This is a genomic window from Sphingomonas sp. UV9, from assembly GCF_004101245.1.
GTDB lineage: Bacteria > Pseudomonadota > Alphaproteobacteria > Sphingomonadales > Sphingomonadaceae > Sphingomonas.
On sequence record NZ_SCIN01000003.1, the window covers coordinates 146,815 to 163,882 of the forward strand.

Sequence of the window (17,068 nt, forward strand, 5' to 3'; positions counted from 1 at the left end):
TGGTGCCCTTCACTGCAACGTCACCGATTCGTCGCCGTCATGCCGCCCGAAGAACTGCATCAACTGGATGATCAATTCCGCGCGCGTCTCGATGTTCGCGGCTTCCAGCAACGCCTGTTTGGCCGCCGCATCGAACGGTGCGATCTGGGCGATGCCGTTGACCAGGCTCTCGTCGTCGAGCCGACCCACCGCATCCCAATCGACCGCATAGCCCTGCATGTCGGCAAACCGCCGCGACTCGAGTTCGAGCGACGAGCGCCGCCCGAGCGACAGCGCATCGTCCTCGATCGCCGGCAGCAATTCCGCCTCGACCTGTCGAAACGCCGTCGACACATCCAGTTCGCGGACGATCCGGAACAGCGCGACGCCCTCCAGCACGACATTGTACCGCCCGTCGTCGAGCGCCTCGACCTCGGCGATCTTGCCGACGCAGCCGATGGCGTACAGCGCATCGGCGTCGTCATGCGGCCCGCCGCGCGGCTGGATCATTCCGATCCGCCGGTCGCGCGCCATCGCATCGCTGATCATCGCCCGATAGCGCGGCTCGAACATGTGCAACGGCAGATGCATGCCCGGGAACAGCAAGGCCCCGGGCAGCGGGAAGATCGACAGCCGCGTGGTGGCGCGCGGAGAGGTGGCGCGAGGAGACGACTCGGTGGTCATCCGAACAGGATCGCAGACAGACGCCGCCGTTGTCCAGAGACCCATGGGTCTTCTAGCCCGACGACCTCGAACAATTTGAGCAATTGCGCGCGCGCCGCGCCCTCGTTCCAGTCGCGCTCGGTGGCGATGATGCCAAGGAACGTGTCGGCGGCGGCGTCCCGGTCGTTGGCCGCCATCTGGCCGTTGGCGAGCGCGAACCGCGCGGCCAGATCGTCCGGGTTCGCCTCTACCGCGGCGACCAGCGGCGACAGGTCCGCGACCGGCGGCGCCGACTGCGCCAAGGCCAGAGCCGCCTGCGCGCGGTGGATCGCGGGATCCTTGGCGATCGCCGGATCGAGATTGGCGAGCCAGTCCGCCGCCTCGTCGAGCTGCCCGGTCGCGACCAGCGCGCGGACGAAGCCGGCATGGACTTGCGGATGCTCGGGCGCGATGTCGGCGATCTCGCGGAAGATCCCGAGCGCGCGCTCGCCGTCACCCGCGGCCAGCGCCTCTTCGCCGATCGCGATCAGCGGCTCGACATCCGCTGCGGCGTCCGCCGGCTCGACCTCGATCGGCAGCTGCTTGAGCAACTGGTCGAGCATCACGCGCAACTGGGACTCTGTGCGCGCACTGGTCATGTCGGCGACCAGCTGGCCCTGGAACATCGCATAGACGGTCGGGATCGACTTGATCTGGAATTGCGCGGCGATGAACTGGTTCTTGTCGGTATCGACCTTCGCCAGCACGACGCCCTTGTCGGCATAATCCGCGGCGACCTTTTCCAGCGTCGGCGTCAGCGCCTTGCACGGCCCGCACCATTCGGCCCAGAAATCGATGATCACGAGCTTCGTCATCGACGGTTCGACGACATCGCGACGGAACGACTCGACGGCGTCCTTCTCGGCGGGGGACATTCCAAGCGTGGCCAAGTTCAACTCCCGTGTGGTTCTGCCCGCTATTTGGGGGCGCGCGCGATGAATGCCACCTCTAGGATGGATCGGTACGCACGACAAACCGCGCCGACGACCCGTGATCCTCGGCTCGACCCAGGATCCAGAGCCATAGAACCCGCCGCGTTTGGCTCTGGATCCCAGCCTGCGCTTCGATGACGGCGTCAATGGAAGTCGCGAGACTTGGGCAGGACACGGACGTCGCGCGGATGCGTCGCGCGCGGGTGGTGCGTGCGCGCGTCCGGACTTCGCGTCGCAACCGGGCGGATCACCTCGTCGACGCGCGCGAGCGGCGGCTCCATCGCATGATCCTCCGACAACAGCCGCAGCATGTCGCTGCGATCCTGCACGCGCGCGGTCATCAGGTGCGTGACGCCTTCCTCGCTGCGCTGGATCACGCCCTCCAGCACCATCAGCCGTGACGCCATAACCGCGCGCCTGTTCGCCTCGAAATCGCGCGCCCACATCAAGCCGTTGGTGACGCCCGTCTCGTCCTCGATCGTCACGAAGATCGCATTGCCCTTGCCCGGCCGCTGACGGACCAGCACCACGCCCGCCACCTTCGCGCGCCGCCCGTCCTTGGTCGCATTGGCCTGCGCGCTCGACAGGATTCCCTCGGCCGCGAACCGCGCGCGGAGAAAGCTCATCGGATGCGCCTTCAGCGACAGCCGCGTCGTCTGGTAATCCGCCGCCACCTGTTCGGACAGCGGCATCGCCGGCAGATGCGCGTCGGGCTCCTCGCCCAATTCGGGCACCTCGGCGGCGGCGAACAGCGCGAGTTGCCGGGGCGGCGTCCGACGCACGTCCCACAACGCCTCGCGGCGTTCCTTTTGGACCGACCGAAACGCATCCGCATCGGCGAGCAGGTTCATCGCCCGCTGCGGCAAATTCGCCCGCCGCGCGAGATCCTCGATTCCCGCAAACGGCGCGCTCGCCCTGGCCTTGGCGATCTCGTCCGCCCAATCCTGCCGAAACCCGTCGACCTGCCGAAACCCGAGCCGCACATCCGCCCCCGAGGATTCGAGCGCATTATCCCACCCGCTCGCATTCACATCGACCGGCAGCACGGTCACCCCGTGCTCGACCGCATCGCGCACCAACTGCGCCGGCGCATAAAACCCCATCGGCTGCGAATTGAGCAACGCGCAGCAGAACACCGCCGGATGAAAGCATTTGATCCACGACGACACATACACCAGCCGCGCGAACGACAGCGCATGGCTCTCGGGGAAACCGTACGACCCGAACCCCTCGATCTGCTTGAAGCACCGTTCGGCAAACTCCGCCTGATAGCCGCGCGCGACCATCCCGCCGACCAGCTTGGCCTGGAAATTGTCCATGCCGCCGACCTTGCGGAACGTCGCCATCGACTTGCGCAGCTGGTTCGCCTCGTTCGGCGTGAACCCCGCCGCGACGATCGCCAGCTTCATCGCCTGCTCCTGGAACAGCGGCACGCCGTAGGTGAAGCGCAACAGCTGCTGCAATTCGTCGGGCGGCCCGAATTTCGGATCGGGCGAGGGGAACTCGACCTTCTCCTTGCCGCTCCGCCGCCGCAGATACGGATGCACCATGTCACCCTCGATCGGCCCGGGCCGGACGATCGCTACCTGCACGACCAGATCGTACAGCACGCGGGGCTTGAGCCGCGGCAGCATGTTGATCTGCGCGCGGCTCTCGACCTGGAACACGCCGATGCTGTCGCCCTTGCACAGCATGTCGTAGACGCGCGGGTCCTCGGCGACCGCGATCGTGTCGAGCAGGTGATCGCCGTGACCATGCTGGCGCATCAGGTCGAACGCCTTTCGGATACACGTCAGCATCCCGAGCGCGAGGATATCGACCTTCATCAGCCCGAGTGCGTCGATGTCGTCCTTGTCCCATTCGATGAACGTCCGCTCGTCCATCGCGCCGTTATGGATCGGCACCATCTCGTCGAGCCGCCCCTGCGTCAGCACGAACCCGCCGACATGCTGCGACAGATGGCGCGGGAATTCGAGCAGCCGGTCGACCATCTCGCGCAATCGCGCGATCTCGGGATTGTCGACGTCGAACCCCGTTTCGGCAAAGCGCTGTTCCTGGAACCGGCTCGAAAAGCTCCCCCACACCGTGCTCGTCAGCCGCTGCGTCACGTCCTCGGTCAGCCCCAGCGCCTTGCCGACCTCGCGCACCGTGCTCTTGGGGCGATAATGGATGACGGTCGCGGCGATCGCGGCGCGCTCGCGGCCATAGCGGCGATAGATATACTGCATCACCTCCTCGCGCCGCTCATGCTCGAAATCGACATCGATATCGGGCGGCTCGTCGCGCTCGCTCGACACGAACCGCGAAAAGAGCAGGTCGTATTTCATCGGATCGACCGAGGTGACGCCGAGCAGGTAGCACACGACGGAATTGGCTGCCGAGCCGCGCCCCTGGCACAGGATCGGCGGGTTCTGCGCGCGCGCGAACCGGACGATGTCGTGCACCGTCAGGAAATAATACGCGTATTTGCGCTCGCGGATCAGCACGAACTCTTCGTACAAAAGCTTCAGCATTTTGGCCGGCACTAGGTAGTCGTAGCGGTCTAGCGCGATCTGCCAGACGAGATGCTCGAGCCACGCCTGCGCATCCCAGCCCGCCGGAATCGGCTCGTGCGGATATTCGTATTTCAGGTCATCGAGCGTGAAGGTGATTTGGCCCAGCAGCCGCGCGCTCTGCGCTACCGCGTCGGGGCGATCGCGGAACAGCCGGGCGATCTCCTCTTCGGGTTTCAGATGCCGCTCGCCATTCGCCGCGAGCAGCCGACCCGCCTTGTGGATCGTCGTGCGCTCGCGGATGCAGGTGACGACGTCGTGCAGGTCGCGGTCGTCGGGATAGGCGTAGAGCGCATCGGTCGTGGCCAGCACGGGGACGCCCGCCGAATCCGCAATCCGCCCGAACTGCGCCAGCCGCCGCCGATCGCGACCGCCGCGCGGCATCGTCACGCCGAGCCACACCGCATCCGCGCCCAATCGCTTTACCGCCTGGAGGACCGTCGGCAGATCGCGCTCAATCCGTTCGGGCAGCGCGTCGCCGTCCGGCAGCGGCGACACCGGCGTCGCACCGCGCGCGCTGCTCTCGGGCATCACCACCAGCATCATGTCGGCGTGATGCGCGATCAGGTCGCCGAGCCCGAGGATGCAGCCGCCCTTTTCGGCACGGCGATTGCCGACCGTCAGCAACCGGGTCAGCCGCCCCCAGCCGCGTCGCGTCGCGGGATAGGCGACGATGTCCGGCGTGCCGTCCGCGAACACGAGACGCGCGCCGACCACCAGCCGGAAGTCGATCGGCGGCATCGCCATGCCCAGCAAACCGTCGCGGGCCTTTTTCAACGCCTGATGCGCGCGGACCACGCCCGCCACGGTATTGCGATCGGCGATCCCGATCCCGCCGAGCCCGAGCTCCACCGCGCGGCCGACCATCGCGCCCGCATCGCTGGCCCCGTCGAGGAACGAGAAATTGGTCGCCGCGACCAGTTCGGCGAAGCGGGTCATGGTGCGAGGCGATCGATACGCATCACGCGAACAGGCCGTGGAGATACCAGCGCGGCGTCTCCACCTCCGAATACAGCCCGTGGCGGAAGATCCAGAAGCGGCGGCCGCGCCGGTCCTCGATACGGTAATAATCGCGCGTCGGGATATCCTGGCGCCGCCACCATTCGCCCGCGATCCGCTCCGGCCCCTCGCTATGTGCGACGTCGTGCACGGTGCGGCGCCAGCGGAACCGGTGCGGCGGGCCGTCGGGCACCTCGGCCAGCATCGATTCGATCGGCTGCGGCGGATCGAACAGATAGATCGGGCGGAGCGGCGGTTCTCCGGTTTCGGGCGCGACCCACGGCGTCGGGGCAGGGGCCTCGGCGGCGGGCAGCATGAGCTCGGCCTGTTCGGGAATATGGCTGTCGCGGGGCGAGAAGCGGCGCACGCGCGCTCGCCCCAGCCGCGTGCCGAGCTGGTCGACGAGCTGCGCGACCTCTCCTTTTTGCGCCTCGCCGCCCTCCAGCTTCAGTTGCGACGCATCGAGCTTCTCGGCGAGCGCGACGTCCAGCCGGACCAGATCATAGCCGAACCCCGGATCGAGCGGATCGGCGAGGCTGTCGATCCGCTCGCGGAACAGCCGCATCAACAGCGCGACGTCGCGTATCGGCTGGCCGGTCTCGATCCTGAGGCGCTGGACCAGCCCGTCGGCACGGAACAGCCGCACCTCCCACCGCCGCCCGCCTTCGTGACGCTCGGCCAGCTGTTCGGCGGCTTCGGCGGCAAGCTCCGCGATCACCTCCAGCGCATAGTCCGTGCGCGCGATCGGCTCGGCGAAGCGGCGTTCGACACCGATCTTCGCCACCGTCCGCCGCGCGACGATCGGCCCCTTCACCGACCCGTCGAGCCGGCGGATCATCATCGCCGCCTCCTCGCCGAACCGCGCCGCGATGGTGGCGAGCGGGCGCGCCATCACGTCGCCGACCGTCTTGAGCCCCGCGCGCGACAAGGCGGTGGTCGCATCCTCGTCGAGCCCGAGCGCGGCGACCGGCAACCGCTTCACCGCGCGCTTTTCATCGGGGGCAGGCGCGCCGGCAAAGCGCGCGAGCGCCCGCGCCGTATCGGGCGTGTCACCAAACGCGTGCCGCACCAGCAGTCCGCGCCGCGCGAGCCGCTCCTCCAGATCGGCCGCCAGTCGCCGCTCGCCCTCGAACTCGTGCACGCACCCGGCGATATCGAGGATCAGGCCATCGGGTTCGTCGAGCGCGACCGACGGCGTATAGCGCTGGCACCCATCCGCCAGCCGCTCGAGCCATTCGTGATCGGCATGCGCGTCATGCTCGTAGACCTCCAGCTCAGGCACCTGCGCCCGCGCATCCGCCAGCGTCAGGCCCGGCACGAGTCCGGCGCGCATCGCCTCGCGGTCGAGCGCCTTCAGCCGGACACCCCCCGACACCGTCTCGACGAACGCGATCGGCGTTTCAGCCCGTCCGACGAACAGATGTGGCCGCATCGTCCGCAGCCGCTCGATCGGCAGCCACGGGAATACCAGCGCCAGGTAGCGCCGCGGGATCACCAAGGGCGAAGGCGGTTTGGTCGAAGAAATACGCGTCACGGTTCCACTCCACGCGCCAGCGAAGCCCGGCCTGGCCTCCGCGTCGACGCAGCAATTCGATGTCGAAGGCAGGTTTGCCCGGCGCGTCGGCCTCCAGCGGTCGCGACCGACACGACGCCACCTGCCAGCGCGATGCGGCGGCGCTCGGCACCGGTTCCGCGCCGACGCGCAGACTCAAGATCGTCACGCCAGAGGCTTCGGCGGCCAGCATCAGCCGCCGCGTCGCGGTCAGGTCGATCCCCGGTGCGCGGCCCCAGGATTCCATCACCAGCGTGCCAAGCCCGTGGCAGCGCGCGGCATCGGCGGCGGCACGCAGCAAGCTCGCCTCGTCATCGACCAGCCCGAGCACCAGCGAGGTCACGTCGAGCCCCATCTCGACCAGCCCGGTCGCGTGCAATCGCCCGCCCTGCCGCTCGCTCGCCGCGGTCCGCAGCCACATCACCGGCGCCGCACGCGCCGCCAATGTGGACGCGACTGCGAACCCCGCGCCGCTCGCCGAATCGTCGACGGTCGCGAAAATCTCGTGCAACTGCGCCTTGGCCATCCCTTGCGTCAGCCACGCATCGTCGGGCCGGCCGTCACCCTGGGTCGGCATCCCGGTCGTGGCGATCCGCTTCAGGCGGGCGATCAGGGCAGACGACTCGTTCACAACTGTTCTTGTAATGTTCTACACGGTGAGTCGCCAAGCGGAATCTTTTTCCGGTCGCCGATCCAGAGCCGGGATCGCGCCGATTAAACCACCATGAAAGGGCATTTCCGTCTCTCGCAGATGATGCACGCTTCATCCGCGAGTATGACGCCGACATGAAAAATACGTCAGGAACAGTGTCTTTATTGTGACACGATTGCGCGGATAATTCCGCAGTTTCCCGCGAGTATTTACAGTTTTGAGACATGGTCGCAGTCCTGTCCCAGCGCCGCATTCCTCCCCGGACAACGCGGCCATGACGGAACGCGCTCGCGCCATCCCCAAAGGGGGGAGGGGACGGGCCTTGTGAGAGACCGCTTACCATGACCATCATCACTTCCCGGCCGATCCTGCTCCGGACTTCGGCGTTGTCGGCGCTCGTTCTCGCCGGGCTGATCGGCACCGCGCCTGCCTTCGCGCAGGATGCCCAGGTCCAGCCCAGCACCTCGGTGTCGACGCCCACCCAGGGGGACGTCTCGCCCGCCCCGACCGCGGCACCCACCGCTGCACCGGCGGCCCAGGCAGACGCCGATCAGCCGCAGGACATCGTCGTCACCGGTACGCTGTTCCGTCGCACCGACACCGAGACGCCGTCGCCGGTTACCGTGCTGACCTCGGATTCGCTCGCCAAGGCCGGCATCAACAACGTGTCCGACGCGGTCCGCTCGATCTCCGCCGACAGCAGCGGCTCGGTCCCGACCTCGTTCACCAACGGGTTCGGCGCGGGCTCGTCGGGCGTGTCGTTGCGCGGTCTGTCGGTAAACTCGACTCTGACGCTGGTCGACGGCCTTCGCACCGCCAATTATCCCCTCTCGGATGACGGCCAGCGTTCGTTCGTCGATCTGAACACCATCCCGAACGCGATCGTCGACCGCGTCGAAGTGCTCAAGGACGGCGCCTCGTCGAGCTATGGTGCGGATGCGATCGGCGGCGTCGTCAACATCATCATGAAGAAGGAGATCGTCGGCGCGTACGGCACGGTCGAAGGCGGCGTGACGCAGCGCGGCGACGGCGGCAGCCAGCGCGCGACGCTGACGCTCGGCACCGGGCGTCTGAAGGAGCAGGGCTTCAATTTCTACGTCAGCGGCGAATACCAGCACAACGACGCGATCTACAATCGCAACCGCGGCTTCCCGTACAATACCAACGATCTGAGCTCGATCGGCGGCGACAACAACAATGCCGGCTCGGTCGCGCCGAGCAGCACGACCAGCGCGGTCGTCGCACCCACCACGCAGACCACGCCGGGCAACATCCTGTCGGGCACCGGTCTCGCCACCGGCGCGTTCCAGGTGCTCAACACCAATGGCTGCGCGGCCGGACAAACGCTCGTCACGACGCCGCGCTCGGGCACTGCGTTCATCGATCAGGGCTGCGAGCAGAACCTCGTTTCCGACTATAGCCAGATCCAGCCCGAACAGACCCGCTTCGGCGTCACCGTCCACGGCACCGCGCAGATCAACGACAGGACGCAGGCCTATCTGATCGCGTCGTATTTCCAGAACGACGTGAAGGCGCAGGGCACGCCTGCGCTGATCCGCTCGGCCAATCCGGTCAACACGCAGAACATCGTCCTGCCGGCGGTGCTGGCGAACGGCACGCTCAACACCACCAACAATCCGTTCGCGACCCAGGGGTTGGGGGCGGCGATCCGCTACCGGTTCGGCGATATCGCCAGTTCGTCCGAGTATAAAAATCACGTGATCCGCGCGGCGGCCGGCATCGACGGCCAGTTCGGCGAGGGCTGGGGCTATTCGGCCTCGATCACCGCGGCGCATTCGTGGCTCGACATCACGCAGAACGGCTATCTGAACCTCGACGGGCTCACGACCGCGATCAACACGGGCTCGTACAACTTCGCCAATCCCGAACTGAACACCGCAGCCGTCCGCGCGGCGATCTCGCCGACCGTCCGTTCGCAGGCGACCAGCGATCTCGACATGGTCCAGGGCGTGATCACCAAGGACCTGTTCCAGCTTCCCGGTGGCCCGCTCCAGGTCGGCGTCGGCGGTTCGGTCCGCTACGAGGCGCAGAACGATCCGAGCCAGAACCCGGACTTCACGACGATCGGGCTCAACCAGTTCTCCGCAGTCGGCGACCGGACGGTCGAATCGGCCTATTTCGAGGTCAACGCGCCGATCTTCACCAGCCTGGAGATCGACGGCTCGGGTCGCTTCGATCATTATTCGGAAGGGTATAGCCACTTCTCGCCGAAGATCGGGGTGAAGTTCACGCCGATCCGCCAGGTCGCGCTGCGCGGCACCTTCTCGAAGGGCTTCCGTGCACCGAGCTTCGCCGAGACATCGGGTTCGGTGGTCGGCTTCACCACCGCCGTGCCACCCTGCTCGGTCCAGGCGCAACACGGCGCGACGGTCACGGGCAACACATGCTCGGGCGGCAGCGCGTACAACCAGTCCTATTCGATCGGCTTCAACACTGCCGGCAACCCGGACATCAAGCCCGAGCTGTCGCGCAGCTTCACCGGCGGCGTGGTCGTCCAGCCCGCACCCTGGCTGAGCTTCACGGCGGATTACTACAACATCAAGAAGACGCGCGTGATCACCGGCGGTCCGCTCGCCAACCAGGCGCTCGCCGCCTATTACGCAGGCACCGCGCTGCCGAACGGCTACAGCGTGACGCCGGACGCGATCGACCCGTCCTACCCGAACGCCCCGGCCCGCGCGCTGTTCGTCAACTCGCCTTATGCCAATGCGGCGGCGCTCAAGACCTCGGGGCTCGACTTCTCGGCGCTCGTCCAGCTGAAGCCGAGCGACGATTTCCACTTCACCAGCCGCGCCGAGGCGACCTACATCCTGCATTACGATTTCAAGCAGAGCGATGCCGATCCGTTCGTCGATTTCGTCGGCACGCAGGCGCCATACATCACCTCGTCGGGCGCGGGCACGCCGGCATGGCGCGGCAACTGGCAGAACAGCATCGACTACAAGGCGTACACGCTCACCGCGACGGCCTATTACACGTCGGGATACAAGGCGGTGGCGTTCGACCAATACGGGGCAAACCCGGATACCGGTGTTGTCGACTGCGCCACCAGCAGCACCTATCAGGGCACCAATCCCGACTTCAACTGCAAGGTGAAGCACTTCGTCGACGTCGACCTGACCGGCAGCGTGAAGGTGAACGAAAAGTTCAACCTGTACTTCAACGTCGTCAACCTGCTCGACCAGAAGGCGCCGCTGAACGCGGGCAACTATGCCGCGGTCAACTACAACCCGACCTACACGCAGATCGGCGCGGTCGGCCGGACGATGCGGATCGGCGCGAACTTCCAGTTCTGAGCCGTCACACCTGATCGAAGGCCTTGGGGCGGACGGCAACGTCCGCCCCTTTTTCATGCCGGTCGCGCCGCCGGACCGGGCGCCCGACCAGATTTTTACCGCAAGAACGCAGAAGGCGCTTGCCGTTCCCGAAACCCCGGGCTAACAGCGCGCCTCACCCAGTCACCGTGTCGCTTCAGACCGGAGACATAGGCGCCAGAGCGGGCGTAGCTCAGGGGTAGAGCACAACCTTGCCAAGGTTGGGGTCGAGGGTTCGAATCCCTTCGCCCGCTCCAGTTTTCTTACGGAAAACAGCTGTCGAGGCCGATGCGGCCTTCCCAACACATACCAACACCCCGCGGGTCACATCGTGTGCGATGATCGCGGTCCTGCCCCCCTCGCGCCTCAGCCGGTGCGGCGAACTTCGTAGAAATCTCGCGTGGTGATGGTGAAACCGAGGCGGGTGATCGGCTTTATCAGCGTTGACACCTTGCGTGGCGCTGCGGACTCCGCGGCTGTTCGATCACGGCTGCCCGAGTGCGGACGCGCCGCTCCCGGCAGCCGGGAGGGCCGCCGGGAGATAAGTGTCTAGAGGATTTGCCAGCGGAGCGCTTCGTTTAGAACCGGGCGCGTGCGCCGATCCGGAAGAAGCGCCCCAGCGTGTCGTACAGCGCCGGATTCACGTCGAGCCCGGTATTGGTCTGCGGCGAAGGCTCGGGGTCGTGATCGAACAGATTGTCGACCTTGAAGAACATGCTGACCTGCTTGGTGACGTTCAGCGCACCGCCGACGTCGAAGTAGAACGCGCCCTTTATGCGGTTGAAATCGATGGTGGGGTTGTTCGCGGTCGACACCGGGCAATTGCCGGGCTGGCACACGACATATTGGTTGCCGATCACGCCGTCACTGAACCAGCGCTGCTGCAGCGTGATGCTGAACTGGTCGTTGTCGTAGCTTTCGGTCGCGAGCCATTTCCAGTCGGGGGTCGCGCCTGAATTGGCACCTGCCGTGTCGACCGGAATGGTACCGGGCAGGCCGGGATCTGTGACGAACTTCATGACGTGGGTGGCAAGCGCCCGGACCGTGAAGTTGCCCTCGATCCCGAGCGGCTTGCGCCACTGGTAGCTCGCCTCGATGTCGAACCCGTCGGTCTTGATCGACGCGAGGTTGAAGGACTGCACATTGACGAACTTGGAGTCGCTATCGAGATCGAACGCGCCGCAGGTGTCCGGAATTTTCTCGACGACGCACAGGTTGACGATCTGCTGCGCGGACAGGCTGGACACCACGTCCTTCAGGTTGATCTTGTAGTAATCGAACGACACGCTGAGGCCGGGTAGCCAGGATGGGCGCGCATAGACGACGCCTAACTCGGTATTGCGCGCGATTTCCGGGCGCAGCGCGGTATTGCCGATCGTGTTCTGGATGATCAGGACCTGCCGTCCGTTCGGGTTCTGGGCGGTCTGGCGGGGATCGGTGAAGTTGGGCACGGTCGTGGTCACGGGTGCCGCGAACAGTTCCGACAGGTTCGGCGCGCGGACGTCGCGCGACGTCACCGCGCGCAGGCGGAACCCGTCGAGCGGGGTCTCCCACGTCCCGCCGACCTTCCAGGCATAGACGACGCCCGAGGTCGAATAGCGGGTGGCGCGTCCGGCGCCGTTGATGTTCGCGCGGCCCAGCGTCTCTGAATTGAGGATCGGCAGGTTCATCTCGAGAAAGCTCTCGAGGACCGTGTATTTGCCCGTCCCGTTCTTGTAATTGCCGGCATACCAGTTGCTGCCGACGGTCGAATTCAGGTTCGGATCGGTCGGATACAGCGCCGAATTCGGGCTGATGTCGGAGACGCCGGCGCCGTAGGGATCGGCATTCACCCGGTAGAATTCGCGACGCCATTCGACGCCCGCCGCCACCGCGAGCGGGCCTGCCCACAAGGTGATCGGCTCGCCCGAGATGCTGCCCGCGGCAGCGTCCTGCGTCTGTTTGGTGTGCTGGAACGGACCTGCGGCCGGCGTGACGTACGCCAGCGCACCCGGCGACGGCGTGGCGCCGCCGAAGATGTTGATCGGCTGGCAACCGGCGGCGCGGGCGGCCGCATTGGCGCAGACGATCTGGCCGTTGATCCGCGTCGCGTTGATCGCCTGGTTGTAGCGCCCGGTCAGGCTGATATTGTCGACGTCGATGTCGGTGATGTTGATGCCATGCTCGTAATAGGCGTCGTAGCTCCAGTTGGTCCCGAGCAGATCAGCCTTGCCCTTCAGCCCCCCGACGAAGCGGTATTGGCGACGGTCGGTGTTTACCTTGATGTTGGGCAGGATCGCGTTGCTCAGGCCGTATTGGAACGTCGTGATGCCGTTCGCCGCGCACGCCGCGCTGATCGAGGCGGGCAGATACGGGTTGGCGCACTGGATCGTCAGGCCGGTCTTGGCGGAGCCGGGATTCGGCTGGTTGCTGGTCTTTACCTGCGCGACGTTGGCGGTGACATACAGCTCGGTATCAGGGGCGATGTCGTAGCCGATGCGGGTATAGCCGTTGAGGCGCTGGACCGCGGATTGCAGCGAGGTGCCCGATCCGACATGCCCCGACTGGTCGCCGCCGACGCAGAAGCCGACGAAGCAGCCATTGACCGTCCCCGCCGCATTCTTCGCGGGGACGCCGTTCGAGCCGTACTGGAACTGGAACGGCTGGCCGTTGGCGTCGAAGGCGGTGCCCTGGAGCGGCCCGGCGCTGATCAGGCCGTATTTGGTGTATTGATAGGCCTGGCCGTTGTCGCGGTAGAGAAACTGCGGCGAGCCATTGTTGCGGATACCGGTGTCGACCAGGGTCGTCGCGCGGTACCAGTCGCGGCTGCCAGCCAGGTCTTCGCCGAAATTGCCCGGGCCGACGCCCTGCTCCTTGGCGTATTCGCCGCTGAGGATGACGTGCAGCTTGTCGTTCGCGAAGCTCTTGCCGACCGCCGCCTGGAACAGCACCTGGCCGTCGTCGCCATAGGTCGTCACGCCGGTCTGGACGTTCGCCTTGAACCCGGTGAACTTCGTGTCGGTGATGAAGTTGATCACGCCGCCGACCGCGTCCGACCCGTACGAAGCCGACGCGCCACCGTTGACGATGTCGACGCGCTTGATCAGCAGTTGCGGGAACTGGCTGATGTCGGGAACGCCGGTGACGTTGGCGCCGACGACGCGCTGGCCGTCGAGCAGCGTCAGCGTCCGGATCGTGCCGAGACCACGCAGCGAGAACGAGCTCAGCCCCTGCGATCCGCTCGACGTGCTGAACGTGCCCGTGTTGGCGCCGGTCGAGCCCTGGAGCGAGGGTAATTGCGCCACCGTCGTGAAGATGTTGGGTTGCGCGTTCTTGAGGATCTGTTCCTCGCCGATCACCGTCGTCGGCGTCGGCGCGTTGAAGCCGCTCGACGTGATGCGCGTGCCGGTCACGACGATGTCGTTGGTGCTCGCAGCCCGGTCATCGCCCTGAATGGACGCCTGCGGCGCGAGTGTCTGGTCGGCGGTGCCGACGGGGGCGGGCAGATCGGCGTCCGCGGTCGGCGTGGTCTGGGCCAGGGCCGGGGCGGGCGTGCACAACAACGCGACGGCGAGGACCGCTAAACTGGTAGCGTTACCATTCAAGATACCGGTAAGTCGCCGATCGCGCGTGACGCTGTACATCAGTCCATCCCCTAATTGCACGTGCGGGTACCGTGTATCCGGCTTGGCGACGTGTCGTTGCGAGGGGCACTCTACCGTAGGCTGCCGGGCGTATCATCTACGACCATGGTCGCAGTGCGGTGCTATCGACCGCGTCAGGGCATCAGCCGCTTGCGCCCTTGCGACAGATGCCAGCGCATCGCGAGCGCGGCGCCATCGGCATCCTGCGCGCGGATCGCCTCGACGATCGCGTCATGCTCGTCCATCATCGCCTTGATCACGTCGGGCGCGCGCGACCGTGAGATATCGACCCCGGCACGCAGGATCCGCATCACCGCGTCCTGGAGATGATCGAACACCGGCAGGAACGCCGCATTGGCGGTTGCCTCGGCGATCGCGCGGTGCAGGATCCAGTCCTCGTCATGCGCCGGCGCATTGGACAGCAGGGCGGTCCGCAACGCCTCCAGCGCGCGCTCGATCGCGTCCATCTGGTGATGCGACCGGCGCTGTGCCGCCAGCCGCGCCGCCTCCGCCTCCAGCACGAAGCGCACTTCGTAGGTGCCCAGCGTCGCCGCGATGTCGGCCATCGGCATGTGCGACCCGAGCCGTTCCGACGGACGCCGTTTGACATAGGACCCGGCCCCGCGCCGCGCCTGCGTGATCCCGTCCGACGCTAGCCGCGCCAGCGCCTCGCGCACGATCGTCCGCGACATGCCGAACATCGCCGCCAGCTTGTCCTCCGCGGGCAACCGGTCGCCGACCGCGAGCTGCTCGTCGAGGATGATCTGGACGATGCCGGTATAGGCCCGATCCGCCAGCCGTACGCCGCCGTTCAAGATCGGCTTCTCAAGGGGGACTGCGGCATCGTCAGACGACATAGCTGAGCGCCATCACCAGCGCGAGGCCGACCACCGAGATCGCCGTCTCCAGCATCGACCATGTCCGGAACGTATCCGCGGTGCTGGTGCCGACATAGCTTTTGACGAGCCAGAAGCCGGGATCGTTGACGTGGCTGAAGAATACGGAGCCCGCGCCGATCGCCAGCACGACCAGTTCCGGCGAAACGCCCGAGCTTGCGACCACGCCCGGCATGATCCCGACCGCCGTGATCGTCGCTACGGTCGCCGAGCCAGCCGCCAGGCGTATGCCGACCGCGACCAGCCAACCGAGCAGCAGCGGCGAGATCGAATACATCAGCACCGTGCGCGCCAGCAGGTCGGACAGCCCTGCGGTCACCAGCACCTGCTTCAGCGCACCGCCCGCGCCGATCGCCAGCAGGATCGCGCCCGCCGCCCCCATCGTCTCGTGCCACACCGCGTTCTGGATCGCGGCATCGCGCAGCCGCCGTCCGAACAGCAGCGGCAGGGCGATCAGGTTGGTCAGCAACAGCGCGACGACGGGATTGCTCGCCGCGACCAGCCAGGCGGTGCCCTTCATCCCCGGGATCATCTGGCCCAGCTCGCCGGTCGCGATCATCAGCACGGGCAGCAGCACGATCAACAGCGACAGCAGCCGCGCCGGCGGTGCGATGGCGAGCGCATGATCGTGCAGCACCGGCGCCTCCAGCCGCACGCCGCGAGTCGTGAATTTGGCCAGCAGCGGGCCGGAGATGATCGCCGTCGGGATGGCGATCGCGATCCCGTACACCATCGTCTTGCCGAGGCTGGCCCCGAGCGCCTCGACCGCGAGCAAGGGTCCCGGATGCGGCGGCACCAGCGCATGGACGACGCCCAGCCCCGCCAGCGCCGGCATGATCAGCCTCAGCTTGGCCGCGTCGCGTTCCGGGCCGTCCTTGCCGGTCATCTCCTCGGCCGCCGCGACGACGATCGGCAGCAGCAGGACGAGACCCGTCTCGAAGAACAGCGGCAGTCCGACGACGATCGCGATGCCCAGGGTCGCCCAGGGCGCGGCCTGGACACCGGTCATCTGCAGCGCCGCCCTGGCCAGCGACGCCGCGGCGCCCGACAGATGCAGCATCGCGCCCAGCGACAGGCCCAGCGCCACGACCAGCCCGGTGCCGCCGATGATGTCGCCGACGCCCTTCTGCACCGCTTTCGCCACGTCGGGCAGCGGCAGACCAGCGAGCAGTCCCACCGTGAACGCGCCGCACAACAGGCCGATAAAGGGGTGGAGCCGGCCGCGGACGATCATCACGACGGCGAGCGCGATGCCGGCCAGCGCGGCGATCACCAGCCGCATGTCGGCGCTGATCATCGGCGTGCTGCCCTGGTTCGCGCGCGCTCGTCCCGTGCGTCCCGTCCTCGTGGCATCACGCCCCTCCCGTCGCCCAGCGGCGCCTTCGCCTGCTGATGATATCCGATATCTGTACGACAGGTCTTTTCAGTCTGACAACAGAAAAGGCTTGATTGCGTGCAAATCCGCGGCCCATACTCAAAACCTGTCCAACCGAATCCGTATTAAGCGGAGCATTGGATCGGTAGCGCAAACCACGATGTCGCGGTGATGACCCGTCGCGACACTGGCCAAAGCACAGGGAGGATGACCATGGAAGGGACCGCACACGACACGCGCCAACCCCAAGCTGCGACGATCGCCGCGACCCACGTCGCGCTGACACCGACGCAGATCAGGGTACTCCGCGGCGTCCATTCCGGCCTGCTCAACAAACAGATCGCGTTCGATCTCGGCATCGCCGAGGCCACCGTGAAGGTCCACATGACCGCGCTGATGCGCAAGCTCAACGTCCGCAACCGCACCCAGGCGGCGATCCTCGCACAGACACTAGCGATCTGACGCCCCTTT

Annotated in this window: 10 protein-coding genes and 1 tRNA gene; 3 read left to right on the top strand and 8 right to left on the bottom strand. The window is 66.6% G+C overall.

Going from position 1 to position 17,068, the window contains the following annotated elements; all coding sequences use genetic code 11:
* Positions 1-9: 9 nt before the first annotated feature.
* The 5 genes from EQZ23_RS13055 to EQZ23_RS13075 form a co-directional block, all read right to left on the bottom strand.
* Complete coding sequence (locus tag EQZ23_RS13055) at positions 10-663, bottom strand: LON peptidase substrate-binding domain-containing protein (RefSeq protein ID WP_128454890.1); 654 nt, start codon at positions 661-663, stop codon at positions 10-12.
* Positions 660-1,556: a tetratricopeptide repeat protein gene (locus EQZ23_RS13060; RefSeq protein ID WP_128455576.1), complete on the bottom strand. Its 897-nt coding sequence runs from the start codon at positions 1,554-1,556 to the stop codon at positions 660-662. Before EQZ23_RS13060 ends, EQZ23_RS13055 begins: the two co-directional genes overlap by 4 nt.
* 200 nt (positions 1,557-1,756) lie before the next feature.
* On the bottom strand, positions 1,757-5,104 hold the full coding sequence (locus EQZ23_RS13065; protein ID WP_128454891.1) for an error-prone DNA polymerase: 3,348 nt from the start codon (positions 5,102-5,104) through the stop codon (positions 1,757-1,759).
* Between the two features lie 22 nt (positions 5,105-5,126).
* Complete coding sequence (locus EQZ23_RS13070; protein WP_240663638.1) at positions 5,127-6,596, bottom strand: DNA polymerase Y family protein; 1,470 nt, start codon at positions 6,594-6,596, stop codon at positions 5,127-5,129.
* Entirely contained in the window at positions 6,565-7,347 is a 783-nt protein-coding gene (locus EQZ23_RS13075) for a hypothetical protein (protein WP_128454892.1), read from the bottom strand. Before EQZ23_RS13075 ends, EQZ23_RS13070 begins: the two co-directional genes overlap by 32 nt.
* A 362-nt stretch (positions 7,348-7,709) precedes the next feature.
* Between EQZ23_RS13075 and EQZ23_RS13080 the strand changes: the two genes are divergently transcribed.
* Together EQZ23_RS13080 and EQZ23_RS13085 are read left to right on the top strand one after the other, a co-directional pair.
* Positions 7,710-10,685, top strand: coding sequence for a TonB-dependent receptor (locus EQZ23_RS13080; protein ID WP_128454893.1), 2,976 nt, complete (start codon positions 7,710-7,712; stop codon positions 10,683-10,685).
* A 200-nt stretch (positions 10,686-10,885) separates the two neighbouring features.
* Positions 10,886-10,960, top strand: a tRNA-Gly gene (locus EQZ23_RS13085).
* 321 nt (positions 10,961-11,281) lie between these two features.
* Here EQZ23_RS13085 and EQZ23_RS13090 read toward each other — a convergent pair.
* The 3 genes from EQZ23_RS13090 to EQZ23_RS13100 form a co-directional block, all read right to left on the bottom strand.
* Entirely contained in the window at positions 11,282-14,326 is a 3,045-nt protein-coding gene (locus EQZ23_RS13090; RefSeq protein WP_128454894.1) for a TonB-dependent receptor plug domain-containing protein, read from the bottom strand.
* Between the two features lie 134 nt (positions 14,327-14,460).
* On the bottom strand, positions 14,461-15,141 hold the full coding sequence (locus EQZ23_RS13095; RefSeq protein WP_128455578.1) for an FCD domain-containing protein: 681 nt from the start codon (positions 15,139-15,141) through the stop codon (positions 14,461-14,463).
* A 31-nt stretch (positions 15,142-15,172) separates the two neighbouring features.
* Positions 15,173-16,519 carry a gluconate:H+ symporter gene (locus EQZ23_RS13100; protein ID WP_128454895.1) on the bottom strand — a complete coding sequence of 449 codons (1,347 nt, stop codon included), beginning with the start codon at positions 16,517-16,519 and terminating at the stop codon, positions 15,173-15,175.
* Positions 16,520-16,810: 291 nt separating this feature from the next.
* Between EQZ23_RS13100 and EQZ23_RS13105 the strand changes: the two genes are divergently transcribed.
* A complete protein-coding gene (locus tag EQZ23_RS13105) occupies positions 16,811-17,059 on the top strand; it encodes a LuxR C-terminal-related transcriptional regulator (protein WP_240663568.1) in 249 nt (82 codons plus the stop codon).
* Positions 17,060-17,068: the final 9 nt, after the last annotated feature.